The organism is Brevibacterium sp. UCMA 11754 (assembly GCF_021532275.1).
Taxonomy (GTDB): domain Bacteria; phylum Actinomycetota; class Actinomycetes; order Actinomycetales; family Brevibacteriaceae; genus Brevibacterium.
Window position 1 is genome coordinate 107,133 of the sequence record NZ_JACBOT010000008.1, and the last position, 23,388, is coordinate 130,520.

Genomic DNA, 23,388 nt, shown 5'->3' on the forward strand with positions numbered 1-23,388 from the left:
GCCAGTCACCAGTGAACCTCATCGTGGCAGGCTGCACCATCAACGACAACCGCAAGAAGATCGTGGACTTCGCCGGCCCCTGTTACCGGTCCCTATTACACGACAGGGCAAGATCTCATGGTCCGTTCCGATTCAGACATCGCTGGCCCCGACGACCTCGGCGACAAGACTGTGTGCGCCACCGTCGGGGGAGTACCAGAACAGAGGATGGCGAAAGAGCATCCTGAAGCAGAGCTCGTCAGCGGGGACGAGCTGACTGTCGTCGGTCAGCCCTTCTCCGAAGACCACTGCGGAATCGGCCTGCCCAAGGGTGAAGTCGAACTCCGCGGTGCCGTCAATGATGCCGTTGAGCTAACCGTCGATCGATACTAGTCGCGCCGACAGAAGTCAGTCACCGGTGATCTCCGCGAGCACCTCGGCGAGTTCGCGAAGCTCACCCGCGACGCGGTACATGCGAGGAGAGCCGGAGTAGGTCCAATTGCTCGTGATCATCGACGCGCTCGCACCGCTGGTGGTGGCGGAGTACTCCTCACGGCTGAGCTGCGCCGTTCGGTCGGCGATCAGCCGCTGGCGCAGTCCGGGGGAGAGGCCTTCCCAGTGGTCGGCTGCCTCGTATCCGAGCTCGTGCCAATCGGCGCCGGCCTCACGGTAGGCGAGCGGGCGATTCGATCCTGTGGCCAGAGTGCTCCCTGTCTGGGATGTCTCAGGTGCTGAAGCTTGGCCGGCCTCGCCTGAGGTAGCTGAATTCGCGAAGAGCACGGCAGGTCCCGGCGCGGCAGCGACGCGGGGATCTCCCATACCGCCGACGGACAGAGGCGGATCCTGCGGAGTGAGCAGCACATTCGTCATGTCACCATCTTGCCCGGGCGAACGGCAGGATGCGAACCTTCGGGCTCGCGCAGGACGTTCAGATGGCTACGAAGAACTCACGGACCCGTTCGAGCAACAGCTCAGTCGCGCCTGCGTCGAAGGAGACCAAGGACGAATCGGCGAAGAGATGCTGATCGCCAGGGTAGACGAAGAGTTCTGCCGAGGGCGCGGAGTCGGCTAAGTCGCGGGCGTCGTCCTGAGTTTGGGCGAGCCTCTGGGCGATGGTCACTCCGAAGGAGAAACCCGCGTAGACGAGCCCGGAACTCGACTCTGGTGTGTCCGCGACGCCACGCTGCCGGATAGTGTCGAATCCGGTCTCGCCGGCACAGGCGAAACCCTCCTCGATGGATCCGAACGTACGGCCCTCGAACATGTCGGGCACGTGCACCGTATGTCCCGAGCCTCTCAGCTCCTCGGCGAATGCTGCGATCCCGTCGGTGAGTCCCTGTATGTGATGGTAGAGCACGATCTCGGCCATGGCGACGAATTTCCTTTGATTGCCTTCGGCGAATGATCCGATTGTACGCAGGAGTGCAGCGCCTGGCGGGCAGAGAATGACGGGGCGGAAAATGTCCCCCCAGTGGGACTCGAACCCACACTTGATCGATTTTAAGTCGACTGCCTCTGCCGATTGGGCTATAGGGGGATTTGCCGGCGCTGCTATCGCGGCGTCAGCACTCACTTTATAGGGTACCGGGAACTGCCGCGATCCGAGACATGGCAGCGCGGCATCAGCCGCGATCTGAGACACCACGCCCCATAGTATGTGAGACGGCTAGTCTCAAACTCATGACAGAGAACCCGCCCAGCAGACAGGCTTGGGTGATCCTCGTCATCGGAGTGCTGTCACAGATGGCAGCCACTGTCGCGATCACCGGTCCGGCCTTCCTGATTCCGTATATGCACACGGACCTCGGCTACACGCTGACTCAAGCCGGAACCGTCGCCGCAGCCCCGAGTTTCGGCCTCATCCTCACCCTCATCGCCTGGGGTGCCTTCGCCGACAGATTCGGCGAACGACTGGCCATGACGCTGGGCATCGCACTGACTGCTCTGGCCTCGGGCCTGGCCGTGGCTGTGGTCGGCTCACCAGTGTGGATGGTCGTCATCATCGCGGCTTCCGGAGCGGCCGCCGCGTCGGTGAACTCGGCCAGCGGGCGCGTGGTCATGGGGTGGTTTCCCCGCCACCGGCGTGGGTTGGCCATGGGCATCAGGCAGATGTCGCAGCCGCTGGGCACCAGTGTGGCCGCCCTGAGCGTCCCACCCATCGCCTCATCCAGCGGGTTCACCGGGTACCTGTGGTTCATCGTCATCGTCACCGGTGTCATGGCCGTGATCTGCTTCGGGCTCGTCCGGGATCCTCCCCGCGCCGAGGTGGCCCCCACCCCCGTCCCCACGTCCGCCGATGATGCCCGGCCAGGGCCCACCTCGGCGTCGGGAGAGGTGGAGGCGCCCACCTCGACGAGCAATCCCTACCGGATGGATTCGTTCCTGTGGCGAATCCACGCCGTCTCTGCGCTGCTGGTGATCCCGCAGTTCGCGTTCTCCACCTATGGCCTCATCTGGCTCATCGCGAACCAGCACATCAGCGTCGGCATCGCCGGCGGCATCGTCGCGGCCTCTCAGATCGTGGGAGCGATCGGGCGCATGATCGTCGGCGGCCTCTCCGATCGGCTCGGCTCCAGGGTCGGACTGATGCGGATCGTGGCCATTGCGGCCGTCGTTCTAGTGGCAGCGATCGCGTTGATCTCACTCACACCGATGCCCGCAGTGGCGACAGTGGTGTTCATTCTGGCGTCCACGGTCTCGGTAGCAGACAACGGGTTGGCCTTCGCCTCGGTCGCCGAGGCTGCCGGCCCGCAATGGTCGGGCAAGGCCATGGGGACGCAGAACACCGGGCAGTTCGTCGTCTCCGCGATCTTGGGTCCAGGATTCGGAGCGCTGATCACTGTGTTCGGCTACCCGCTGTCATTTGCCATCGTCGCGGCAGCGCCCCTCCTCAGTCTTGGGATCATTCCAAAACAGGACATCGATCGGATAACCTGATGTTCATCTTTGCTCAGTACTGTGCCTGAAGACTGGTGACGACCGCGAGATGACGAGGCCAAGCCGCTGACGAAGACTGTTGCTGTCGATGTGAAGGAGCGCCCGTGAACAACCTGCTCAACGAGAATCTGCGCGAATACATCGACAAGCTTCGAATCGAGGGCTATCAGGTCGAGGATTCACACACAGCGGACCCGCATCTCATCGATCCGATGGGGCGTGCGGTCGAGACCTGGCGTGAAGGCTACCCGTACCCGGAGCTTATGGGCCGGGAGGAATACGAGCTCGAGAAATATCAGCTGCAGGTTGAGCTGCTGAAATTCCAGTACTGGGGGCAAGACACCGATCGTAAGCACGTCATCGTCTTCGAAGGCCGTGACGCTGCCGGCAAGGGTGGGACGATCAAGCGCTTCACCGAGCATCTCAATCCGCGTGCGGCACGCGTCGTGGCCCTGAACAAGCCCTCGGACAAGGAAGCGGGGCAGTGGTATTTCCAGCGCTACATCAGCCATCTGCCCACCAACGGTGAGATCGTCATGTTCGACCGGTCCTGGTACAACCGGGCCAACGTCGAGCGGGTCATGGACTTCTGCACGGACTACGAGTACGAGACGTTCATGGAGCAGGCGCCAGTTTTCGAGAAGATGCTCATCGACTCCGACATCCACGTCACCAAGTTCTGGTTCTCCGTGACCCAGCGGGAACAGCGGACCCGTTTCGCGATTCGCCAGATCGACCCGGTCAGACAGTGGAAGCTGTCTCCCATGGACCTCGAGTCCCTGGATCGCTGGGACGACTACACCGCGGCGAAGGAAGAGATGTTCCGTCGCACGGACACCGATCATGCTCCGTGGATTACCATCAAGAGCAATGACAAGAAGCGGGCACGACTCAACGCGCTGCGCTATTTCCTCAACCAGTTCGACTACGAGGACAAGGACACCTCGATCGTCTACGAACCCGACCCGATCATCGTCCGCCGCGGACGCGACGCCGTCGACGACTGAGCAACCGCCGTCGAGTGAAACCCGATCGCCGGCGCGCCAATTACTGCTGTCCGACCTGAAACCGACTGTTTGGGAAGGGCTTTCTCAGTCCGGTGGTTCCCACGCCGTGTCCTCTTCCTCCTTCGTGTCCCCGCCGCGGACATCGCGGTCTTCGTCTTCTGTTGAGTCCTGATCCAGCGAGCGCTCTGCTTCAGCCTGGACGTCCTCCGGATCCGTGTCGATCGATACGTCGTGCTCGGTGGCAATGCGCTCGAGCTTGTCCTCGGGTGTCTCCGAGCTGCCCTCCGCTTCAGCGTCGGAGCCGACTCCGACATTGAAGTCAGTCACCTCCTGCTCGGTGGGCTCATCCATGCTGGGGGCGCCGTCTGGCAGGTTCTTCTTCTCGTCACTCATGGTCCTCTGCTCCTCTCGTTGTTCGAAGCGATCTAGTCGTTCGATCATCGACCGGGTGTCCACGGGAGGGACATCACGAGCCGTATCTTCGACGCTAGTCATGCTGCAGCGTTCCATCAAGGCCGTGACCTGCGATCGGCGGGAACTGGCATGTGCCGCCAAGGCGGCATCCATCCGCGTCCATTCTCGATATGACGTCCCAGAGCGGACGGACAGACGCAGGACGGAGAATGCGGCCGGGTGGAAGGGGAAAGACCACCCGGCCGTAATCGTGGAGCGGACAGAGTCCGCAGGTTTCACTTGGGCGCGATGCCCATCGTGCTCAGGCTTCTCGCCGGGCCTTCTTCAGTGCACGGCGTTTCTTGTGGCCGGCAAAGCTGAGCCAGAAGAGGACGATGGCCAGGAGGACGAAGAGTCCGCCTCCGGCAATTCCCGCGTCGACCCAGAACTGGGGCGGGAAGAGTCGGATAAGGGAATCGTCGCTGTAGAACTCCCAGGTCCCGTCGGAGAAGAAGACTTTGTGGAATCCACGGAAGAAGGTATCCCACCCGAGGAATGCCAGCACTGCCGCGGCGGCCATGGCGATGATGCTGATGATGGTGCCCAAACGCAGCCCGACGTGGATTCCCATGCCGTGCCTGCGTGACATGTAGAGGCCGAAGAGGACCGCGCCGATGAGGCCGATCATCGCAATCAGGTACAGCAGTGAGATGAGGTCCTTGACGTCGGCCATGTGATTGAGCTCTTCGGAGATGAAGATGGGCTCGCCATTGGGCATGATCACATCGGCGAGGTAACGCCGAGAGTCGAGGTTCGCCAGGTAGTCGATGACGTAGGTGGCGTAGTGTTCGCGGTCGGCGCTGCCGAAGCCGAATTGGTCGGCCGGGAATCCGGGTCGGAAGTACTCGAACTTGATGAACAGTCCGGAGGCGACGAAGCGCACGGCCAAGGCCAGGAGGATGAACGGTATGGCCAGTGTGATCCAGATGGTGCCGATGACATCGAGGACGCTGCGACGGCGTTCGGGCACCTCAGGGTCATGAGTCTCGGTGGACGTCGCGGCTTGAGTCACGGCGGCCCAGTCCGCTTCGCTCATCACGGCAGTGCGAGCGTTGGCAGGAACCTCGCGGGTCCGGGCGGTCTCGGGGGGATGCGACGAGTGAGCAGGCGCGACGCGGACAGGCCCGGTTGAGGGCTTGGGTTCGTCCTTGGGGATCGGCTCCCGGATCGGATCGAACGCCTCGGTGTCGGTCGAAGGATCGTTCGCGGCCTCCAGCGGAGGCTCAGTCTGCTTTTCGGCAGCACTACTGGATCCTGAACTCATCCGCCTGCTCAGGAGGTCTTCGGTCTCGTTCTTCTTGTCTCCAGCCACGTTCCCATTGTCAGTGACCCGGGTGGGCAAGCGGGCTCCGACACGCCACAGACCCCCAGATCACCGAGGCCAACGGGATCGCCGAGGTGGCCCGCCGTCCCGAATTCTGCCCTGCAGCCCGCCCGCATGGGCAGTCCAGCAGGGCCTGGCGGTCAACCCAGTGGGGCTGGGCAGTCAGCCCAGCAGAGCAGCGATGATGACGAGTGTCGGCACTGCCAGCACGGTGGTGATGAAGACCGCATCACGCATGAGCGCCTCGGACTGTCGGTACTGCATGGAGTAGATGTAGACGTTCTGCGCCGTCGGCAGAGCCGAAGTGACGACGATGGCGAACAGAGCGATGCCGGAGTATCCCAGCAGGGGACCGCCGATGACCCAGGCCAGGGCAGGCTGGATGACCTGCTTGGCGATGGTGATGTACGTCAGCTGCTTCCTGGATCCGGGAGCTGGAAGCCCCCAACCGTCCTTGAGCGAGATGCCGAAGGCCAGCAGTGCTCCCGGGACCGCAGTGGCACCGATCATGTCGATGGGCTCGAAGATGAAGCGCGGAAGTTCGAAGCCCGTCGCTGAGGCGGCCACACCGGCGGCAGCACCGAGGACAATGGGGTTACGGAGGATCTGGAGCACGCCGGAGTACCAGCGCTGATCGAGCTTCTTCTTCCCCGCGGCGTCGAGAACGGCCATGCCGATGGGTGCGAGGATGAGCAGCTGGAACAGCAGCACAGGCGCGACATATCCGATGTCGTGGAGGACGTAGGCCGCAATCGGGATTCCGAGATTGCCGATGTTGACGTAGCTGACGGCCCAGGCGGAGAACATCGCCTCACCGGTGCTGCGCTTGCGGATGTATCGGGTGAGCACGAACAGGAGCACGCCCACGATCACTGCGGACCCGCCCGTGGCCAGGAGCGCTGTGTTGAAGATCAGCCGCAGATCGGTGTCGGCAACGGTGACGTAGAGCAGGGTGGGGGTGCCGGCATAGAAGACCAGCTTCGCGATGACCTGCTGACCGTTGGGCCCGAGGACTTCGGATCGTCCCAGCACGAATCCGACCAGGATGACACCTGCGATGACGGCGAAGCCTTCGAAAACAGCCAGCATGGGCTACCGGTGGTCCTCGCTTTCCGGATCAGTCGGCTTCGGCCGAGGCAGACAGTGGTGGTGGGTCAGACAGTGGTGGTCGGGTCAGGCAGTGGTGGTCGGGTCAGGCAGTGGTGGGGTCAGTCGGTGGTGGCAGAGTCGACGGCTGCATAGGCAGCTGTCGCAGTCACGGCGGCGACGCTGAACACAGCGGGCCAAGCACCGATCTTCTTCGCCAGGGGATGAGATGCTCCGAACCCGCCGAGGTAGCCCAAGGTCAGTGCCGTGCCGACGGGCCAGCCCGCCTTGGTGAACCAGGTGCGGGCCGCGTAGGCACCGGCAGCTGCGAGCACGACTCCGCCGAGGGGACGGATCCCGGTCTCGCGGGCGGTCAGGAATCCGCCGACGAGACCTGCGGCGACAAGTGGGGCGGTCGAAACTTCACGTGCGTCCTTCATGACGTCCAGTTTAGGCAATGCCGGACTGGAACCGAACGGCGGTCTCACAACGAGGACCGTCAATCGAGAGAGATCTTGATGACCGAGGCGATTCCGAGAACCGCGATGAGGCAGACCGAGCTGGTGAGGAAGAGGATCGCCCAGGGGGTCGGACGCCCCCGTTCGGCGCGAATGGACCCCGCTCCGAGGCGGTAGCGCCTGACCTGCAGGGCGATCGCGGCGATCGCCAATGCGATGCAGACGACGAAGATCACGACGGACAGTCCTCCGAACACATTGATCCAGCGGATGAACAGGAGGCTGACAACGGTCATCGTCAGGCTGGTGCGCAGCCAGGACTGGGTCGTCCGCTCGGGTTGCAGTCCCGGATCGGCATGTGGCTGGGGCCGTCTGGGGGGCGGCGTGGTCATAGGACTTCGGCGAAGACCAGAACGAGGAGGCCGGCACCCAATGCTGTGGCCAGGCTGACGATGGGAATGATGAGAGGCAGCGGCAGCGACGTCTTGTGGCGCATGGCCGATTCGATGCGGTGCCATCTGAATGCCGCACCGGCGGCGAGGATGAATCCGATGACCATGAGCACGATCGATAAGGTCGCACGTAGGCCAGAGGTGAAGATCTCCGAGGTGAAGGCCTCGACCGCAATGCCACCGCCGATGAATGCCAGCGCCGTGCGGATCCATGATAGGAATGTGCGTTCGTTGGCGAGGGTGAAACGCGGATCGGGATCTTCGCCGTCGGGAAATATCTGTCGGGCGATCCTGCTGCGTGAGTCGTCGTGGGTCACGTATCGAGGATAACTGCTGTGGTCGAATACCATGTCAAGGTACGACGATTTCCGCTGAAGTTCGCCTCCAGACGCGAAGTCGCCGGTAGTGCGATTTGGGCGCGACGGTGAGTTCGATGTCAGTGGTGCGGGCGGTGCAGCCGATGATGAAGGTGAAGACGCTACATGACTGACAGTGAAAACAGGCCGCAGCCATCCGGTGCCGGCGATCCGGCAGACCCAGGTGCGGCAGACCCAGGTGCAGGCACGGGTGTGCCCGAGGCCGAGGGGCCGGCCAAATGGAAGGTGATCGGTCCTGGCCTGGTCGTGGCCGCGACCGGTGTCGGCGCCGCCGACATGGTGGCGACTCTTGTGGCCGGCAGCCAGTTCGGCTACGGACTGATGTGGGCGGTGATCGTCGGTGTGATCCTCAAGATCGTCCTCGTCGAGGGTGCAGGTCGATTCACTCTGGCCACGGGGAAGACGATCTTCGAGGGTTGGACCTCACTGGGACGGTGGACGACCTGGTACTTCGGGCCTTACATCATCATCTGGGGATTCGTCTACGGTGCCACCGCGATGAGTTCTGCCGCTCTCCCTCTGGCCGCACTGTTTCCGGGAGTCAACCTCACAGTGTGGGCGATCGTCATGGGCCTGGCCGGTTTCGCCATGGTCTGGTTCGGGCGGTACACCGTCTTCGAGAAGATCACCGCGGCCCTCGTCGGAATCATGTTCGTCACCGTTGTGGGCCTGGCTATCATCGCCGTTCCCAACATTCCGGAAATGCTCACCGGACTCATCCCGCTGATTCCGGAAGGCGGCGTCATCTACACCTTGGCTCTGGCCGGCGGTGTCGGCGGCACAATCACCCTCGCTGCCTACGGATACTGGCTGCGTGAGAAGGGCTGGCACACACCCAAATGGATGCGTGTGATGCGCATCGACAACTCCATGGCCTACGTGCTGACAGGGATCTTCGTCATCGCCATGCTCATCGTCGGAGCCGAGGTCGTGCGCGCAGCCGGAGTCTCCATCTCTGCCGATGACAAGGGACTGATCGAACTCGCAGATGTCCTCAAAGCCAAATACGGCGATGTGGTCGGAACCGGCTTCCTCATCGGCTTCTGGGCCGCATCCTTCTCCTCGATCATCGGAGTGTGGAACGGTGTATCGCTCATGTTCGCCGACTTCTGGGGACACATGCGCAAGAAGCCCAGCGGTCACCCTGACACGCTGACCGGCGGAAAGTACTTCAAGTTCTACGTGTTGTGGCTGACCTTCCCGCCCATGCTGCTCTTCCTGCTGGGCAAGCCGATCGGTCTGATCCTGGCCTACGGTGTACTCGGATCGCTGTTCATGCCGTTCCTGGCGATCACACTGCTCGGTCTCCTCAATGGTAAGAAGATCCCGAAGAAGTGGGCCAACAAGCTGCACACCAATATCGCCCTGGCCATCACAGCGCTGCTCTTCATCATCCTCGGCGTTCAGCAGCTCTACTCGAGCCTGGCTCCGCTCTGGGGCGGATGAGATGTCGTCTGCCGCGCCGGCGGGAAGACTCTGTTCTTCTTCCCGCCGGTGCGGCAGACTAGAGACATGGCCCGCGACGATGCGATGAAGACGATCCTGAAGAACCACCTGCAGGCATGCCGCAACGATCTGATGTGGAAGCTGGACGGTCTCGGCGAACGTGACCTGCGGCTGCCGCGCACGGGCACAGGCCTCAACCTCTTAGGCGTCGTCCTCGACCGCATATGGCCAACGTGGAGCTCGGGTACTTCGGCGACACCTTCGGCAGGCCCTGGCCGAATCCCGAAGAGATCTTCACGGATGAGCAGTTCGATGCCGACCCACAAGCCGACTGGTATGCAACTGCACGCAACGTCCACATCGGTCCCAGTGACTACGTCGAATGGCTCGACGACCGCAAATGGGCATTCGTCCGTCTCGAAGGACGCAACTTCGGTGATGCACCGGTATCCCTGGAATACAAGCTCGAGGTCTGGGACTCACCGAACTCGGCCGGAGTCATCATCGACGCCGTCCGTGCAGCGAAGATCGGACTCGACCGCGGCATCGGCGGAGCCCTCATCTCCGCATCCTCGTACTTCATGAAGTCGCCCCCGGAGCAGAAGGGCGACGACGCAGCTCATGACGCCGTCGAAGCCTTCATCCAAGGAAACCTCGACCGCTGAGCTGAACGCCGCAGCAACCTGAGAATGCCGATCGCACCAACGTGCGGTCGGCATTTTCTCTGTCCGCGACGTGCACATGCTCGCCCACCACCTCGGCGGATGCCGGCAGGCGATCCAGGATATGAGATCGGCTCGCCGCAGTCGGCATTGTCTATGACACTGAGAACTTGCACATAGTGGTCCCTGCCACACTGAGGTCGTGACCGGCCGCCGAGGTGAGCGGCGTCGTCTTGCTCATCTGCACACCCTCTACCGATCACCGAGGAGCATCGATGTCGCGCAACGCCGCTGTCACCGACACCACACAGAAGAAGTCGGCCGAGCTCAGCTGGCTGATGCGCCTGCTGGTCGTCATCGAGAAGGCCGGAAACAAGCTTCCTCACCCCTTCTGGCTGTTCCTGTCACTGGCCGTCGTGGTCATGATCCTCTCGGCGATCTTCTCCGCCTCCGGCCTGCAGGCCGTCAATCCGGCCACCGACAAGACGGTGACGGTGACCAACCTCTTCAGCACGGAATCCCTGCGTGAGATCGTTGCCGGAGCCACGAACAACTTCGTCACGTTCCCACCATTGGGCCTGGTCCTCATCGTGCTCATCGGCGTGGCCGTAGCCGAGCAGTCCGGGCTGATCCCGGCGATGCTGCGCGGAACCATCGCCGGTGCCTCACCGAAGTGGATCACGTTCATCGTGGCACTCGCCGGCACCGCCTCGTCGATCGCCTCCGACGCCTCATACATGATCATGATTCCCCTCGGCGGGCTCGCGTTCAAAGCTGTGGGACGCAATCCGCTGCTCGGCTGCCTCGTCGCCTACGCCGCCACCTCGGGCGGATACTCGGCAGCACCCATGGTCAACTCCTTGGATACTATCCTCGGCGGGCTCTCCACGTCGGCGGCTCAGATCATCGACCCGGAATATGTGGTCAGCCCCGTCGCGAACTTCTACTTCAACTTCGTCTCGATGTTCGTCGTTGCGGTCGCCGTCACCCTGGTCACCGAACTCCTGCTGACCAAGCGCGCCGACCAGATCGAACTCGATGAACCGGATGAGAACGACCCCGACAACTTCGACGTCAAAATGGCACTGGATGCCAACGAGAAGCGCGGAATGGTCTTCGCTGTGCTCAGCATCGTCGCCTGCGCTGCGATATTGTTCTTCCTCGCGCTGCCCGAAGGCTCCTTCCTGAGGGACGAGGCAGGCAGCTTCGGTCCCGAATCGGGCCTGATGGCAGGAATCGCTGCCATCATCGGCTTCGGCTTCTTCATCATCGGCATCGTCTACGGCTACGCCACCGGATCGATCAAGAAGACCTCCGACATTCCCGACATGATGGGCAAGGGGCTCCTGCCGTTCGTCCCAGTGATCGTCCTCTTCTTCGCGGCCAGCCAGTTCCTCGCGCTGTTCAAGATGTCCAGCCTCGGCGAGATCCTCGCGATCAAGGGAGCCGAGTTCTTCGGTTCACTCGACACCGGAACGTTCGTCATCCTCCTCGGCGGATGGCTGCTTGTGGCACTCGGTGCCCTGTTCCTGACCTCCGGATCGGGACTGTGGACGCTCATGGCGCCGGTCCTCGTGCCGATGTTCATGCTCCTGTCCATCGCTCCGGAGACCACGCAGGCCCTCTACCGCATCGGTGACTCGACGACGAACATCATCTCCCCGATGAGCCCGTACTTCGTTGTGGTCCTCGGCTTCATCCAGCGGTACAAGAAGTCTGCGGGAATCGGCACCGTGCTGTCGTTCACCATTCCGCTCTCATTCGCGATGTTCGTTCTCTGGGGACTGCTCTTCTTCATCTGGTGGGCCACCGGAATTCCATGGGGTCCAGGAGCCGCCACGAGCTACCACATGGGTTGAGGCCTCTGGTTCGGCTCGCGAGGTGGGGCGGATACAACGCCTGCCGTGGATGTGGGAATAACCTGGCCGCCGACGAGCGTTACGATCGTGCAACGCTCGTTGGCTCGAGCACTGGTTCTTCAGTGACTGTCCAGCTCAGGTGACTAGACTGAGACCATGATTCAACTCTCGTGCGGCATTTCGTCTGTGCGAGCAACCTGCTCAGATCGAAAGGATCTCGACCGTGAGTAACCCCATGATGAACCGGGCGATCAACCAGGGAGCCCAAGCCGGACGCAATCAGCCCGTCATGTCTGACCAGGATCTCAACAACCTGTTCAGCCAGCCAGCCGCGCAGAACCGCAACGCTGGCCCGCAGGTCGCTGACCGGGCGATGACCTACGACGACGTCATGATGAAGACCGGTGTTCTCTTCACCATCCTCCTAGCCGGTGCTGTGCTCGGTTGGTTCGTTCCGCCACTCGCCTTGCCCGCGATGCTCATCGCGCTGGTTCTCGGCTTGGTGAACGCCTTCAAGAAGGAACCCAGCAAAGCCCTGATCATCGGCTACGCCGCGTTCGAGGGTGTCTTCCTCGGCGGTATCTCCGGGATCTTCGAGCGGCTGTACGACGGCATCGTCGTCCAGGCCGTGCTCGCCACGCTCTGCGTCTTCGGCGTCATGCTCGCCCTGTTCAAGTTCAAAGGCGTGCGCTATGGCTCGAAGATGAAGAAGTTTATGTTCATCGCCATCGGCGGTTACGCGATCTTCTCCCTGATCAACTTCGGCGTCGCCATGTTCACCGGCACCGGAGGTGCTCGCAGCATGGAGGTCTTTGGCATACCGCTGGGAATCGTCATCGGCATCGTCGCCACAGTGCTTGCAGCCATGACGCTGATCATGGACTTCCAGATGATCGAAGAGGGCGTCAAGCACAAGATCCCCGAGAAGTACTCCTGGATGTGCGCATTCTCCCTCATGGTCACCCTCGTGTGGCTCTACATCGAAATCCTGCGCCTCATCTCCTACTTCAGGAACTAGACACCCCAGATCCCGGGACCACCCCAGCTGCGTGCTCCCGGGAGCGGTGTCTATGATTGAGCCATGAACAACGTGACGGCGGACCTCGACACAGAGGTCCGCCGTCTGCGTATCCGCATCATCGGACTCAACCCGCGTCAGCTCGCCGAGGCGGGCCCGAATTCCCCCGGCAACGGCGCAGGCAGCTTGTCGCGCAGAGACACCATCGCCGAGGCGCTTGCGCAGTTCTCGTCCATCGGCTCCGATGGCAGGCCGGTCCCGGACCTGGGTGATCAGAGCCTGGCCGATCAGGTCGTCGTCCTCATCGCAGAGGGGATGGCCTCGGCCGAGGAACTCCCCGAGGCGCAACAGCAAGAGCGGTTGGCACAGCTTCTTGACGCGGCAGTGCGACTGCGTCGATGTCTTGCCTAGGATCGATAGGACTCCATTGTCGAGCACTGCCGAAATCGACCGTGGACAATCCGTCATCGTTCTGTAAGGTTTCCCGTCCTCTCCGGGAGGCGCAGACGAGGATAATCAATGGCACCATCCGCCGCTTTGAGAAGGTGCCACACTGACGATGACAGATCGCCGCCCGCTGCTCTTCACCCTCGCCGGAATCGTCGCGACCCTCGTGTACTTCGGTGCCGCCGAGTTCATCGCCGGTGCCTTCGCCGCCACCTCGGCGCCTCTGCTGATCCTGGGTCAGACGTTCATCCCGCTCGTGCCGACAGCCATGATCAAGGCCGCCATCAGCATCTTCGGCACAAACGACAAACTCGCCCTCGTCATCACTCTGGGCATCGTCGGAGCGATCCTCGGAGGCGTGATCGGACGAATCGGCCTGCACCGACGTAGCCTGTCCTTCGTCCTCCTCATCGGCCTCGGGATCCTGCCCGTGGTCGTGCTGCTGAGCACCGGCGGATCGCTCCTCGACGCGGTCCCGGCCCTTGGGGGAGTGGCACTGGGCTGCGCGGCGTACGTGGGGTTGATTCGCCTCGGCGATGGCCGAGAACTGCGAGCCGAGGACTCTCAGGGCACAGATCGGAGTGCCGACATCGACGGCCAGCCGGGCAGCGACCGTCGTGCCTTCTTCGGTCTCGCCGCAGGACTGAGCGCGGTCGGCATCGCCGCGATGCCGACTGGCCTGCCGCGATCGCGGCGCGATGCCGACCGCGCTCAGTCCTGCGGCGAGACCGAAGAAGGCACGACGGTCGCTGCCCGGCTGGCCGTCGATGTCGGCACTCCGATCTGTGCCCTGAGAGTCCTCGGCTCGCAGTTCTCGGCCATCGCCGAGGCGAATCAACCCCACGTACGCCGCGCAGCCCAGTGCCACTCCCCCAAGGGCCGGGACCGCGTCGAGGAGCGATCCGCCGGTGCTCAGCAGCACGACCACGGGCAGGATCCCGAGGCCGATGAGGAGGACGAAGGACAGGCTACGTCGGTGCAGGCCGATTCGTCCGATCACGCCTCCGAGGATCGCTCCGACGATGCCCAGAGTGATGACGAGGGCGAGTTTGTCGTTTGTGCCGAAGATGCTGATGGCGGCCTTGATCATGGCTGTCGGCACGAGCGGGATGAACGTCTGACCCAGGATCAGCAGAGGCGCCGAGGTGGCGGCGAAGGCACCGGCGATGAACTCGGCGGCACCGAAGTACACGAGGGTCGCGACGATTCCGGCGAGGGTGAAGAGCAGCGGGCGGCGATCTGTCATCGTCAGTGTGGCACCTTCTCAAAGCGGCGGATGGTGCCATTGATTATCCTCGTCTGCGCCTCCCGGAGAGGACGGGAAACCTTACAGAACGATGACGGATTGTCCACGGTCGATTTCGGCAGTGCTCGACAATGGAGTCCTATCGATCCTAGGCAAGACATCGACGCAGTCGCACTGCCGCGTCAAGAAGCTGTGCCAACCGCTCTTGCTGTTGCGCCTCGGGGAGTTCCTCGGCCGAGGCCATCCCCTCTGCGATGAGGACGACGACCTGATCGGCCAGGCTCTGATCACCCAGGTCCGGGACCGGCCTGCCATCGGAGCCGATGGACGAGAACTGCGCAAGCGCCTCGGCGATGGTGTCTCTGCGCGACAAGCTGCCTGCGCCGTTGCCGGGGGAATTCGGGCCCGCCTCGGCGAGCTGACGCGGGTTGAGTCCGATGATGCGGATACGCAGACGGCGGACCTCTGTGTCGAGGTCCGCCGTCACGTTGTTCATGGCTCAATCATAGACACCGCTCCCGGGAGCACGCAGCTGGGGTGGTCCCGGGATCTGGGGTGTCTAGTTCCTGAAGTAGGAGATGAGGCGCAGGATTTCGATGTAGAGCCACACGAGGGTGACCATGAGGGAGAATGCGCACATCCAGGAGTACTTCTCGGGGATCTTGTGCTTGACGCCCTCTTCGATCATCTGGAAGTCCATGATCAGCGTCATGGCTGCAAGCACTGTGGCGACGATGCCGATGACGATTCCCAGCGGTATGCCAAAGACCTCCATGCTGCGAGCACCTCCGGTGCCGGTGAACATGGCGACGCCGAAGTTGATCAGGGAGAAGATCGCGTAACCGCCGATGGCGATGAACATAAACTTCTTCATCTTCGAGCCATAGCGCACGCCTTTGAACTTGAACAGGGCGAGCATGACGCCGAAGACGCAGAGCGTGGCGAGCACGGCCTGGACGACGATGCCGTCGTACAGCCGCTCGAAGATCCCGGAGATACCGCCGAGGAAGACACCCTCGAACGCGGCGTAGCCGATGATCAGGGCTTTGCTGGGTTCCTTCTTGAAGGCGTTCACCAAGCCGAGAACCAGCGCGATGAGCATCGCGGGCAAGGCGAGTGGCGGAACGAACCAACCGAGCACAGCACCGGCTAGGAGGATGGTGAAGAGAACACCGGTCTTCATCATGACGTCGTCGTAGGTCATCGCCCGGTCAGCGACCTGCGGGCCAGCGTTGCGGTTCTGCGCGGCTGGCTGGCTGAACAGGTTGTTGAGATCCTGGTCAGACATGACGGGCTGATTGCGTCCGGCTTGGGCTCCCTGGTTGATCGCCCGGTTCATCATGGGGTTACTCACGGTCGAGATCCTTTCGATCTGAGCAGGTTGCTCGCACAGACGAAATGCCGCACGAGAGTTGAATCATGGTCTCAGTCTAGTCACCTGAGCTGGACAGTCACTGAAGAACCAGTGCTCGAGCCAACGAGCGTTGCACGATCGTAACGCTCGTCGGCGGCCAGGTTATTCCCACATCCACGGCAGGCGTTGTATCCGCCCCACCTCGCGAGCCGAACCAGAGGCCTCAACCCATGTGGTAGCTCGTGGCGGCTCCTGGACCCCATGGAATTCCGGTGGCCCACCAGATGAAGAAGAGCAGTCCCCAGAGAACGAACATCGCGAATGAGAGCGGAATGGTGAACGACAGCACGGTGCCGATTCCCGCAGACTTCTTGTACCGCTGGATGAAGCCGAGGACCACAACGAAGTACGGGCTCATCGGGGAGATGATGTTCGTCGTCGAGTCACCGATGCGGTAGAGGGCCTGCGTGGTCTCCGGAGCGATGGACAGGAGCATGAACATCGGCACGAGGACCGGCGCCATGAGCGTCCACAGTCCCGATCCGGAGGTCAGGAACAGGGCACCGAGTGCCACAAGCAGCCATCCGCCGAGGAGGATGACGAACGTTCCGGTGTCGAGTGAACCGAAGAACTCGGCTCCCTTGATCGCGAGGATCTCGCCGAGGCTGGACATCTTGAACAGCGCGAGGAACTGGCTGGCCGCGAAGAAGAGGACGATCACTGGGACGAACGGCAGGAGCCCCTTGCCCATCATGTCGGGAATGTCGGAGGTCTTCTTGATCGATCCGGTGGCGTAGCCGTAGACGATGCCGATGATGAAGAAGCCGAAGCCGATGATGGCAGCGATTCCTGCCATCAGGCCCGATTCGGGACCGAAGCTGCCTGCCTCGTCCCTCAGGAAGGAGCCTTCGGGCAGCGCGAGGAAGAACAATATCGCAGCGCAGGCGACGATGCTGAGCACAGCGAAGACCATTCCGCGCTTCTCGTTGGCATCCAGTGCCATTTTGACGTCGAAGTTGTCGGGGTCGTTCTCATCCGGTTCATCGAGTTCGATCTGGTCGGCGCGCTTGGTCAGCAGGAGTTCGGTGACCAGGGTGACGGCGACCGCAACGACGAACATCGAGACGAAGTTGAAGTAGAAGTTCGCGACGGGGCTGACCACATATTCCGGGTCGATGATCTGAGCCGCCGACGTGGAGAGCCCGCCGAGGATAGTATCCAAGGAGTTGACCATGGGTGCTGCCGAGTATCCGCCCGAGGTGGCGGCGTAGGCGACGAGGCAGCCGAGCAGCGGATTGCGTCCCACAGCTTTGAACGCGAGCCCGCCGAGGGGAATCATGATCATGTATGAGGCGTCGGAGGCGATCGACGAGGCGGTGCCGGCGAGTGCCACGATGAACGTGATCCACTTCGGTGAGGCACCGGCGATGGTTCCGCGCAGCATCGCCGGGATCAGCCCGGACTGCTCGGCTACGGCCACGCCGATGAGCACGATGAGGACCAGGCCAATGGTGGGAACGTGACGAAGTTGTTCGTGGCTCCGGCAACGATCTCACGCAGGGATTCCGTGCTGAAGAGGTTGGTCACCGTCACCGTCTTGTCGGTGGCCGGATTGACGGCCTGCAGGCCGGAGGCGGAGAAGATCGCCGAGAGGATCATGACCACGACGGCCAGTGACAGGAACAGCCAGAAGGGGTGAGGAAGCTTGTTTCCGGCCTTCTCGATGACGACCAGCAGGCGCATCAGCCAGCTGAGCTCGGCCGACTTCTTCTGTGTGGTGTCGGTGACAGCGGCGTTGCGCGACATCGATGCTCCTCGGTGATCGGTAGAGGGTGTGCAGATGAGCAAGACGACGCCGCTCACCTCGGCGGCCGGTCACGACCTCAGTGTGGCAGGGACCACTATGTGCAAGTTCTCAGTGTCATAGACAATGCCGACTGCGGCGAGCCGATCTCATATCCTGGATCGCCTGCCGGCATCCGCCGAGGTGGTGGGCGAGCATGTGCACGTCGCGGACAGAGAAAATGCCGACCGCACGTTGGTGCGATCGGCATTCTCAGGTTGCTGCGGCGTTCAGCTCAGCGGTCGAGGTTTCCTTGGATGAAGGCTTCGACGGCGTCATGAGCTGCGTCGTCGCCCTTCTGCTCCGGGGGCGACTTCATGAAGTACGAGGATGCGGAGATGAGGGCTCCGCCGATGCCGCGGTCGAGTCCGATCTTCGCTGCACGGACGGCGTCGATGATGACTCCGGCCGAGTTCGGTGAGTCCCAGACCTCGAGCTTGTATTCCAGGGATACCGGTGCATCACCGAAGTTGCGTCCTTCGAGACGGACGAATGCCCATTTGCGGTCGTCGAGCCATTCGACGTAGTCACTGGGACCGATGTGGACGTTGCGTGCAGGCAGATCGGCGGTGGTGTTCGAGGTCACGGCCTGGGTCTTCGAGATCTTCTTCGATTCGAGGCGCTTGCGCTCGAGCATGTTCTTGAAGTCCATGTTGCCGCCGACGTTGAGCTGGTAGGTGCGGTCGAGGACGACACCGCGGTCTTCGAAGAGTTTGGCCATCACTCGGTGGGTGATGGTCGCACCGATCTGGCTCTTGATGTCGTCGCCGACGATGGGCACACCGGCGGCCTGGAATTTTCATCCCATTCCTTGGTGCCTGCGATGAAGACGGGCAGGGCGTTGACGAAGGCGACCTTTGCATCGATTGCGGCCTGCGCGTAGTGCTCCACGGCCTGCTGCGAGCACCAGGGGCAGGTAGCAGACGAGCACATCAGCCTGAGCATCGCGCAGAGCTCATGGACCGCGTCAGCGGCAGCACCGACTCCGTGATGAAGAAGGTCGGCAACAGATTCCCCGAACTGTCCAAGCAGACTGGTCGAAGGTTGTCGTCTCGGTGCCCAGTGAGTGGCGGGACGTGATCATCATGCTCGAGAGCTGCGCGTCAGCCTCTACGCGAATCGCTGGGAACGGCCCACCCGGTGTCGGAGAAGGGATCGCAAAGGCCCTCGCACAGTTGTGAGGCTAGGCGGGAGCGGAGGTGAAGTAGCCGGCGAAGAGCCACCATATGGGGAGGATGGCCGCAGCCAGGAAGGCCGCGACGGACCACCAGATGCGCCATTTCCACGTTCGCCGGCGGGTGCCGATGAACAGGAACACGAGGTAGCCGACGAGGCATAACGCACCGGAGAGGCTGAGCATCACCATGCCGGTGGCGAACCATGCGGAGGTTTCGATGTCGAACATGTACTTCGTGTACTGCCCCATCGAGAGCGAGAACTTGATCGCATACACGAGAGAAGGGGATGCCGAGGATCGCTGCGAGAATCAGCGTAGGCCTTGAGTAGGCGTTCCTTCGGTTCAGAGCGTCCCGGCGTATTCAACAAATTCCTCATTCATCGCCACCAAGCTTAAACGCAGAATCCGACAGGACGCTGGACGCCCCTGCTGTACCGCTCACGCAGACTGAACACAGCCGCAGACACACGCCCAACTCAGGCGCAGACGCGCACCGACCACAACTGTGACTGACCGGACACCCGGTCAGAGACAGAAGAGAGATAAGATATTTTGGTGACTTCTGGCCAGTATTCTGACAAGGACATTCGAACCCAGGCGGCCCGCCGCCGGACGTTCGCTGTCATTTCGCACCCCGACGCGGGTAAATCGACGACCACCGAGGCGCTCGCCCTCCACGCGCGAGCCATCGGCAAAGCCGGAGCTACGCATGGCAAGGCCGGTCGCCGCGCAACTGTCTCCGACTGGATGAAGATGGAGCAGGACCGCGGCATCTCGATCTCCTCGGCCGCGCTGCAGTTCGAGTACCGGGATGCGGTCTTCAACCTCGTTGACACCCCGGGCCACGCGGACTTCTCCGAGACACCTACCGCGTGCTCTCAGCCGTCGACTGCGCCGTGATGCTCATCGATGCGGCCAAGGGCCTCGAGGCGCAGACCATGAAGCTCTTCGAAGTCTGTGCCCACCGCAATATTCCGATCATCACCGTGGTCAACAAATGGGACCGTGCCGGTCTCGACGCTCTGGAGCTCATGGATGAGGTCCAGGAGCGCACCGGCCTCCTGCCCACCCCGCTGACCTGGCCTGTCGGACAGTCAGGTGACTTCAGGGAGTCCTTGACCGTCTCACCTGACGGTGACTACACGAAGTACGACCGTACCAATGCCGGTGCGCGCATCGCCGGGAAGAGACCTACGCGGCAGACAAAGCCATCGAGCTCGAAGGTGACGCCTGGCAGACCGCGGTCGACGAATCGGATCTCCTCGACATGGAAGATCAGAACCACGATCAGGAGACGTTCCTGGCCGGTAAATCGACCCCGGTGATGTTCGCCTCGGCAGTGCTCAACTTCGGCATCCACAAACTCCTCGACATGCTCGTCGACCTGGCACCTGCTGCAGAAGCCCGGCTGGACAAGGACGATGAACCCGTGACGTGGCCGACCCGTTCTCCGGATTCGTCTTCAAGGTCCAGGCTGGAATGGACTCCAACCACCTGACCGGCTGGCCTATATTCGCGTCTGCTCCCGGCGTCTTCGAACGCGGTTCCGTGCTCACTCACGCCGCGACCGGCAAACCCTTCGCCACGAAGTATGCGCAGCAGGTCTTCGGCCGCGACCGTGACGTCGTCGACGAAGCATTCCCAGGAGACGTCGTCGGTCTGGTCAACGCCAGTGCTCTGCGAGTCGGCGATTCCCTCTACTTGGACAAGAAGGTCGAATTCCCCGTATTCCGACGTTCTCTCCCGAACACTTCATGGTCATCCGGGCCAAGGACTCCTCGAAGTACAAGCAGTTCCGCCGCGGCATCGAACAGCTCGACCACGAAGGCGTCATCCAGGTGCTGCGCTCGGACCTGCGCGGCGACCAGGCCCCAGTCCTCGGAGCCGTCGGGCCGATGCAGTTCGAGGTCGCCGAGGACCGGATGAACAACGAGTTCCACGCACCCTGTGCGCTGGAGCGCCTCAACTTCTCGTTGGCCAGGCGCACCACACCGGAATGCGTGCCGACTCTGGCAAGGGAACGATCCGTTGAAGTCCTGCACCGGTCTGACGGAGAGCTGCTCGCGCTGTTCTCCGATCGGTGGCGCCTTCAAGGCGTGCAGAAGAACCACCCTGACCTGGTCCTGGAACCGCTCGTCGTCAGCTGAACGACACCCAGGCGGCCCTCGGGCACGCGTCCCCAGATCTTGACGAGGACAGACGCGTCCCCAGATCTTGACGAGGACAGATGGGTCCCGTCGTTTTGACGGGGAGATTAAGATGAATAGTTGGGTCTGTTGGAATGCGGACTCCGTCAGGAATATCTGAGGCTCGAAATCCCTTGAGATCTTGGCATACCTGACACTCGGGGAGACTCGAAATGACAAAGGAGATATCACAGACGTGGGAACGAAATCGATTCGAGTCGCGATTGCCGGAATGGGCAACTGCGCCTCTTCCCTGATCCAAGGTGTTGAGTATTACCGGAATGCGGCCGCCGGAACCAAAGTACCGGGACTCATGCACGTTGAATTCGGGGACTATCACGTCGGTGATATCGAATTCGTCACTGCCTTCGACGTCGACGGCAAGAAGGTCGGCACCGACATCGCCGAAGCGATCACCGCCAGTGAGAACAACACGATCAAGCTCGCCGACGTGCCGCCGACAGGTGCCCAGGTCCAGCGCGGACCGACCCTGGACGGACTGGGCGAGTATTACCGCGAGACGATCGTCGAATCCGACTTCGAGCCGGTCGACGTCGCACAGGCTCTGCGCGATGCTCAGGCTGATGTGCTCGTCTGCTACCTGCCCGTGGGCTCGCAGCAGGCCGTGGAGCACTACGCGCAGGCCGCAATCGATGCAAAGGTCGCCTTCGTCAACGCCCTGCCCGTCTTCATCGCAGGCACCAAGGAATGGGATGAAAATTCCAGGCCGCCGTGTGTGCCCATCGTCGGCGACGACATCAAGAGCCAGATCGGTGCGACCATCACCCACCGAGTGATGGCCAAACTCTTCGAAGACCGCGGTGTCGTCCTCGACCGCACCTACCAGCTCAACGTCGGCGGCAACATGGACTTCAAGAACATGCTCGAGCGCAAGCGCCTCGAATCGAAGAAGATCTCGAAGACCCAGGCCGTGACCTCGAACACCACCGCCGATCTGCCTGCACGCAAGTCCACATCGGTCCCAGTGACTACGTCGAATGGCTCGACGACCGCAAATGGGCATTCGTCCGTCTCGAAGGACGCAACTTCGGTGATGCACCGGTATCCCTGGAATACAAGCTCGAGGTCTGGGACTCACCGAACTCGGCGGAGTCATCATCGACGCCGTCCGTGCAGCGAAGATCGGACTCGACCGCGGCATCGGCGGAGCCCTCATCTCCGCATCCTCGTACTTCATGAAGTCGCCCCCGAGCAGAAGGGCGACGACGCAGCTCATGACGCCGTCGAAGCCTTCATCCAAGGAAACCTCGACCGCTGAGCTGAACGCGCCGCGCAACCTGAGAATGCGATCGCACCAACGTGCGGTCGGCATTTTCTCTGTCCGCGACGTGCACATGCTCGCCCACCACCTCGGCGGATGCCGGCAGGCGATCCAGGATATGAGATCGGCTCGCCGCAGTCGGCATTGTCTATGACACTGAGAACTTGCACATAGTGGTCCCTGCCACACTGAGTCGTGACCGGCCCCGAGGTGAGCGCGTCGTCTTGCTCATCTGCACACCCTCTACGATCACCGAGGAGCATCGATGTCGCGCAACGCCGCTGTCACCGACACCACACAGAAGAAGTCGGCCGAGCTCAGCTGGCTGATGCGCTGCTGGTCGTCATCGAGAAGGCCGAAACAAGCTTCCTCACCCCTCTGGCTGTTCCTGTCACTGGCCGTCGTGGTCATGATCCTCTCGGCGATCTTCTCCGCCTCCGGCCTGCAGGCCGTCAATCCGGCCACCGACAAGACGGTGACGGTGACCAACCTCTTCAGCACGGAATCCCTGCGTGAGATCGTTGCCGGAGCCACGAACAACTTCGTCACGTTCCCACCATTGGCCTGGTCCTCATCGTGCTCATCGGCGTGGCCGTAGCCGAGCGTCCGGGCTGATCCCGGCGATGCTGCGCGGAACCATCGCCGGTGCCTCACGAAGTGGATCACGTTCATCGTGGCACTCGCCGGCACCGCCTCGTCGATCGCCTCCGACGCCTCATACATGATGCATGATTCGGCCTCGCGGGCTGCGTTCAAAGCTGTGGGACGCAATCCGCTGCTCGGCTGCCTCGTCGC

At 62.2% G+C, this 23,388-nt stretch carries 22 protein-coding genes, 1 tRNA gene and 6 pseudogenes; 15 read left to right on the plus strand and 14 right to left on the minus strand.

The features are described from left to right. The first annotated feature begins 117 nt into the window (after nt 1–117). Nucleotides 118–372 carry a hypothetical protein gene (locus HX613_RS04475; protein ID WP_235344248.1) on the plus strand — a complete coding sequence of 85 codons (255 nt, stop codon included), beginning with the start codon at nt 118–120 and terminating at the stop codon, nt 370–372. Nucleotides 373–387: 15 nt separating this feature from the next. Here HX613_RS04475 and HX613_RS04480 read toward each other — a convergent pair whose 3' ends face one another. The 3 genes from HX613_RS04480 to HX613_RS04490 form a co-directional block, all read right to left on the minus strand. Next, nucleotides 388–849, minus strand: a complete 462-nt coding sequence (locus tag HX613_RS04480; protein WP_235344249.1) for a hypothetical protein — start codon at nt 847–849, stop codon at nt 388–390. A 58-nt stretch (nt 850–907) separates the two neighbouring features. Further along, complete coding sequence (locus HX613_RS04485; protein WP_235344250.1) at nt 908–1,348, minus strand: dienelactone hydrolase family protein; 441 nt, start codon at nt 1,346–1,348, stop codon at nt 908–910. Between the two features lie 94 nt (nt 1,349–1,442). Further along, nucleotides 1,443–1,516, minus strand: a tRNA-Leu gene (locus HX613_RS04490). 143 nt (nt 1,517–1,659) lie between these two features. Between HX613_RS04490 and HX613_RS04495 the strand changes: the two genes are divergently transcribed. Together HX613_RS04495 and ppk2 are read left to right on the plus strand one after the other, a co-directional pair. Further along, nucleotides 1,660–2,916, plus strand: coding sequence for an MFS transporter (locus HX613_RS04495; protein WP_235344251.1), 1,257 nt, complete (start codon nt 1,660–1,662; stop codon nt 2,914–2,916). 104 nt (nt 2,917–3,020) lie between these two features. Beyond that, entirely contained in the window at nt 3,021–3,923 is a 903-nt protein-coding gene (ppk2, locus tag HX613_RS04500) for a polyphosphate kinase 2 (protein WP_235344252.1), read from the plus strand. 84 nt (nt 3,924–4,007) lie between these two features. Here the strand turns inward: ppk2 and HX613_RS04505 are convergent, their stop codons facing one another. The 6 genes from HX613_RS04505 to HX613_RS04530 form a co-directional block, all read right to left on the minus strand. Beyond that, nucleotides 4,008–4,316 (minus strand): hypothetical protein, encoded by a 309-nt coding sequence (locus HX613_RS04505; RefSeq protein WP_235344253.1) that lies wholly within the window; start codon nt 4,314–4,316, stop codon nt 4,008–4,010. A gap of 322 nt (nt 4,317–4,638) precedes the next feature. Next, nucleotides 4,639–5,688 carry a TIGR01906 family membrane protein gene (locus tag HX613_RS04510; RefSeq protein WP_235344254.1) on the minus strand — a complete coding sequence of 350 codons (1,050 nt, stop codon included), beginning with the start codon at nt 5,686–5,688 and terminating at the stop codon, nt 4,639–4,641. A gap of 174 nt (nt 5,689–5,862) precedes the next feature. Then, complete coding sequence (locus tag HX613_RS04515) at nt 5,863–6,789, minus strand: AEC family transporter (protein ID WP_235344255.1); 927 nt, start codon at nt 6,787–6,789, stop codon at nt 5,863–5,865. 119 nt (nt 6,790–6,908) lie between these two features. Then, a complete protein-coding gene (locus HX613_RS04520) occupies nt 6,909–7,226 on the minus strand; it encodes a hypothetical protein (protein ID WP_143921062.1) in 318 nt (105 codons plus the stop codon). A 59-nt stretch (nt 7,227–7,285) separates the two neighbouring features. After that, nucleotides 7,286–7,636 carry a DUF202 domain-containing protein gene (locus tag HX613_RS04525; RefSeq protein ID WP_235344256.1) on the minus strand — a complete coding sequence of 117 codons (351 nt, stop codon included), beginning with the start codon at nt 7,634–7,636 and terminating at the stop codon, nt 7,286–7,288. Beyond that, nucleotides 7,633–8,046: a YidH family protein gene (locus tag HX613_RS04530; RefSeq protein WP_235344257.1), complete on the minus strand. Its 414-nt coding sequence runs from the start codon at nt 8,044–8,046 to the stop codon at nt 7,633–7,635. Before HX613_RS04530 ends, HX613_RS04525 begins: the two co-directional genes overlap by 4 nt. A 132-nt stretch (nt 8,047–8,178) precedes the next feature. Between HX613_RS04530 and HX613_RS04535 the strand changes: the two genes are divergently transcribed. The 6 genes and pseudogenes from HX613_RS04535 (at nt 8,179) to HX613_RS04560 (ending at nt 15,009) form a co-directional block, all read left to right on the plus strand. Next, complete coding sequence (locus tag HX613_RS04535; RefSeq protein ID WP_235344258.1) at nt 8,179–9,519, plus strand: Nramp family divalent metal transporter; 1,341 nt, start codon at nt 8,179–8,181, stop codon at nt 9,517–9,519. A gap of 344 nt (nt 9,520–9,863) precedes the next feature. After that, nucleotides 9,864–10,184, plus strand: a pseudogene (locus HX613_RS04540) (inositol-3-phosphate synthase); the annotation flags it as partial. Nucleotides 10,185–10,456: 272 nt separating this feature from the next. Beyond that, the gene (locus HX613_RS04545; RefSeq protein WP_235344259.1) at nt 10,457–12,040 is read left to right on the plus strand and encodes an AbgT family transporter; all 1,584 of its coding nucleotides are present in this window, start codon (nt 10,457–10,459) and stop codon (nt 12,038–12,040) included. A 235-nt stretch (nt 12,041–12,275) separates the two neighbouring features. After that, nucleotides 12,276–13,058 carry a Bax inhibitor-1/YccA family protein gene (locus HX613_RS04550; RefSeq protein ID WP_235344268.1) on the plus strand — a complete coding sequence of 261 codons (783 nt, stop codon included), beginning with the start codon at nt 12,276–12,278 and terminating at the stop codon, nt 13,056–13,058. Between the two features lie 63 nt (nt 13,059–13,121). Next, entirely contained in the window at nt 13,122–13,469 is a 348-nt protein-coding gene (locus HX613_RS04555) for a hypothetical protein (protein WP_235344260.1), read from the plus strand. Nucleotides 13,470–13,617: 148 nt separating this feature from the next. Further along, nucleotides 13,618–15,009, plus strand: a complete 1,392-nt coding sequence (locus HX613_RS04560; RefSeq protein WP_235344261.1) for a hypothetical protein — start codon at nt 13,618–13,620, stop codon at nt 15,007–15,009. Here the strand turns inward: HX613_RS04560 and HX613_RS04565 are convergent. The 5 genes and pseudogenes from HX613_RS04565 to HX613_RS04590 all read right to left on the minus strand — a co-directional run bounded on the left by HX613_RS04565 (nt 14,900) and on the right by HX613_RS04590 (nt 19,401). Continuing rightward, nucleotides 14,900–15,247 (minus strand): hypothetical protein, encoded by a 348-nt coding sequence (locus HX613_RS04565; RefSeq protein WP_235344260.1) that lies wholly within the window; start codon nt 15,245–15,247, stop codon nt 14,900–14,902. The genes HX613_RS04560 and HX613_RS04565 overlap by 110 nt on opposite strands. Nucleotides 15,248–15,310: 63 nt before the next feature. Continuing rightward, entirely contained in the window at nt 15,311–16,093 is a 783-nt protein-coding gene (locus HX613_RS04570; protein ID WP_235344268.1) for a Bax inhibitor-1/YccA family protein, read from the minus strand. 235 nt (nt 16,094–16,328) lie between these two features. Beyond that, nucleotides 16,329–17,911, minus strand: a pseudogene (locus tag HX613_RS04575) (AbgT family transporter). Nucleotides 17,912–18,183: 272 nt separating this feature from the next. Continuing rightward, nucleotides 18,184–18,903: pseudogene (locus tag HX613_RS04585) on the minus strand (inositol-3-phosphate synthase); the annotation flags it as partial. A gap of 228 nt (nt 18,904–19,131) precedes the next feature. Then, entirely contained in the window at nt 19,132–19,401 is a 270-nt protein-coding gene (locus tag HX613_RS04590) for a DUF3367 domain-containing protein (RefSeq protein WP_235344264.1), read from the minus strand. A gap of 279 nt (nt 19,402–19,680) precedes the next feature. Between HX613_RS04590 and HX613_RS22515 the strand changes: the two are divergent. From HX613_RS22515 to HX613_RS04605, 6 genes and pseudogenes are all read left to right on the plus strand, one after another. Beyond that, nucleotides 19,681–20,450: pseudogene (locus tag HX613_RS22515) on the plus strand (GTP-binding protein). After that, nucleotides 20,393–20,623, plus strand: a complete 231-nt coding sequence (locus HX613_RS22520; protein ID WP_328284896.1) for a hypothetical protein — start codon at nt 20,393–20,395, stop codon at nt 20,621–20,623. The pseudogene HX613_RS22515 and the gene HX613_RS22520 overlap by 58 nt, the downstream one beginning before the upstream one ends. Next, nucleotides 20,605–20,766: pseudogene (locus HX613_RS22980) on the plus strand (peptide chain release factor 3); the annotation flags it as partial. The gene HX613_RS22520 and the pseudogene HX613_RS22980, both read left to right, overlap by 19 nt. A 113-nt stretch (nt 20,767–20,879) precedes the next feature. Next, the gene (locus HX613_RS22525; RefSeq protein WP_328284897.1) at nt 20,880–21,272 is read left to right on the plus strand and encodes a hypothetical protein; all 393 of its coding nucleotides are present in this window, start codon (nt 20,880–20,882) and stop codon (nt 21,270–21,272) included. A 271-nt stretch (nt 21,273–21,543) separates the two neighbouring features. Further along, a pseudogene (locus HX613_RS04600) lies at nt 21,544–22,590 on the plus strand (inositol-3-phosphate synthase). A 268-nt stretch (nt 22,591–22,858) separates the two neighbouring features. Next, nucleotides 22,859–23,191 (plus strand): AbgT family transporter, encoded by a 333-nt coding sequence (locus tag HX613_RS04605; RefSeq protein WP_235344265.1) that lies wholly within the window; start codon nt 22,859–22,861, stop codon nt 23,189–23,191. Nucleotides 23,192–23,388 lie beyond the last annotated feature (197 nt).

Excerpts from the sequence above, each read along its gene's own strand:
- HX613_RS04475 (WP_235344248.1), top strand. The coding sequence starts at position 118 with ATGGTCCGTTCCGATTCAGACATCGCTGGCCCCGACGACCTCGGCGAC.
- HX613_RS04480 (WP_235344249.1), bottom strand. The coding sequence starts at position 849 with ATGACGAATGTGCTGCTCACTCCGCAGGATCCGCCTCTGTCCGTCGGC.
- HX613_RS04485 (WP_235344250.1), bottom strand. The coding sequence starts at position 1,348 with ATGGCCGAGATCGTGCTCTACCATCACATACAGGGACTCACCGACGGG.
- HX613_RS04495 (WP_235344251.1), top strand. The coding sequence starts at position 1,660 with ATGACAGAGAACCCGCCCAGCAGACAGGCTTGGGTGATCCTCGTCATC.
- HX613_RS04505 (WP_235344253.1), bottom strand. The coding sequence starts at position 4,316 with ATGAGTGACGAGAAGAAGAACCTGCCAGACGGCGCCCCCAGCATGGAT.
- HX613_RS04515 (WP_235344255.1), bottom strand. The coding sequence starts at position 6,789 with ATGCTGGCTGTTTTCGAAGGCTTCGCCGTCATCGCAGGTGTCATCCTG.
- HX613_RS04520 (WP_143921062.1), bottom strand. The coding sequence starts at position 7,226 with ATGAAGGACGCACGTGAAGTTTCGACCGCCCCACTTGTCGCCGCAGGT.
- HX613_RS04525 (WP_235344256.1), bottom strand. The coding sequence starts at position 7,636 with ATGACCACGCCGCCCCCCAGACGGCCCCAGCCACATGCCGATCCGGGA.
- HX613_RS04530 (WP_235344257.1), bottom strand. The coding sequence starts at position 8,046 with ATGGTATTCGACCACAGCAGTTATCCTCGATACGTGACCCACGACGAC.
- HX613_RS04535 (WP_235344258.1), top strand. The coding sequence starts at position 8,179 with ATGACTGACAGTGAAAACAGGCCGCAGCCATCCGGTGCCGGCGATCCG.
- HX613_RS04545 (WP_235344259.1), top strand. The coding sequence starts at position 10,457 with ATGTCGCGCAACGCCGCTGTCACCGACACCACACAGAAGAAGTCGGCC.
- HX613_RS04550 (WP_235344268.1), top strand. The coding sequence starts at position 12,276 with ATGATGAACCGGGCGATCAACCAGGGAGCCCAAGCCGGACGCAATCAG.
- HX613_RS04555 (WP_235344260.1), top strand. The coding sequence starts at position 13,122 with ATGAACAACGTGACGGCGGACCTCGACACAGAGGTCCGCCGTCTGCGT.
- HX613_RS04560 (WP_235344261.1), top strand. The coding sequence starts at position 13,618 with ATGACAGATCGCCGCCCGCTGCTCTTCACCCTCGCCGGAATCGTCGCG.
- HX613_RS04565 (WP_235344260.1), bottom strand. The coding sequence starts at position 15,247 with ATGAACAACGTGACGGCGGACCTCGACACAGAGGTCCGCCGTCTGCGT.
- HX613_RS04570 (WP_235344268.1), bottom strand. The coding sequence starts at position 16,093 with ATGATGAACCGGGCGATCAACCAGGGAGCCCAAGCCGGACGCAATCAG.
- HX613_RS22520 (WP_328284896.1), top strand. The coding sequence starts at position 20,393 with ATGGAAGATCAGAACCACGATCAGGAGACGTTCCTGGCCGGTAAATCG.
- HX613_RS22525 (WP_328284897.1), top strand. The coding sequence starts at position 20,880 with ATGGTCATCCGGGCCAAGGACTCCTCGAAGTACAAGCAGTTCCGCCGC.
- HX613_RS04605 (WP_235344265.1), top strand. The coding sequence starts at position 22,859 with ATGTCGCGCAACGCCGCTGTCACCGACACCACACAGAAGAAGTCGGCC.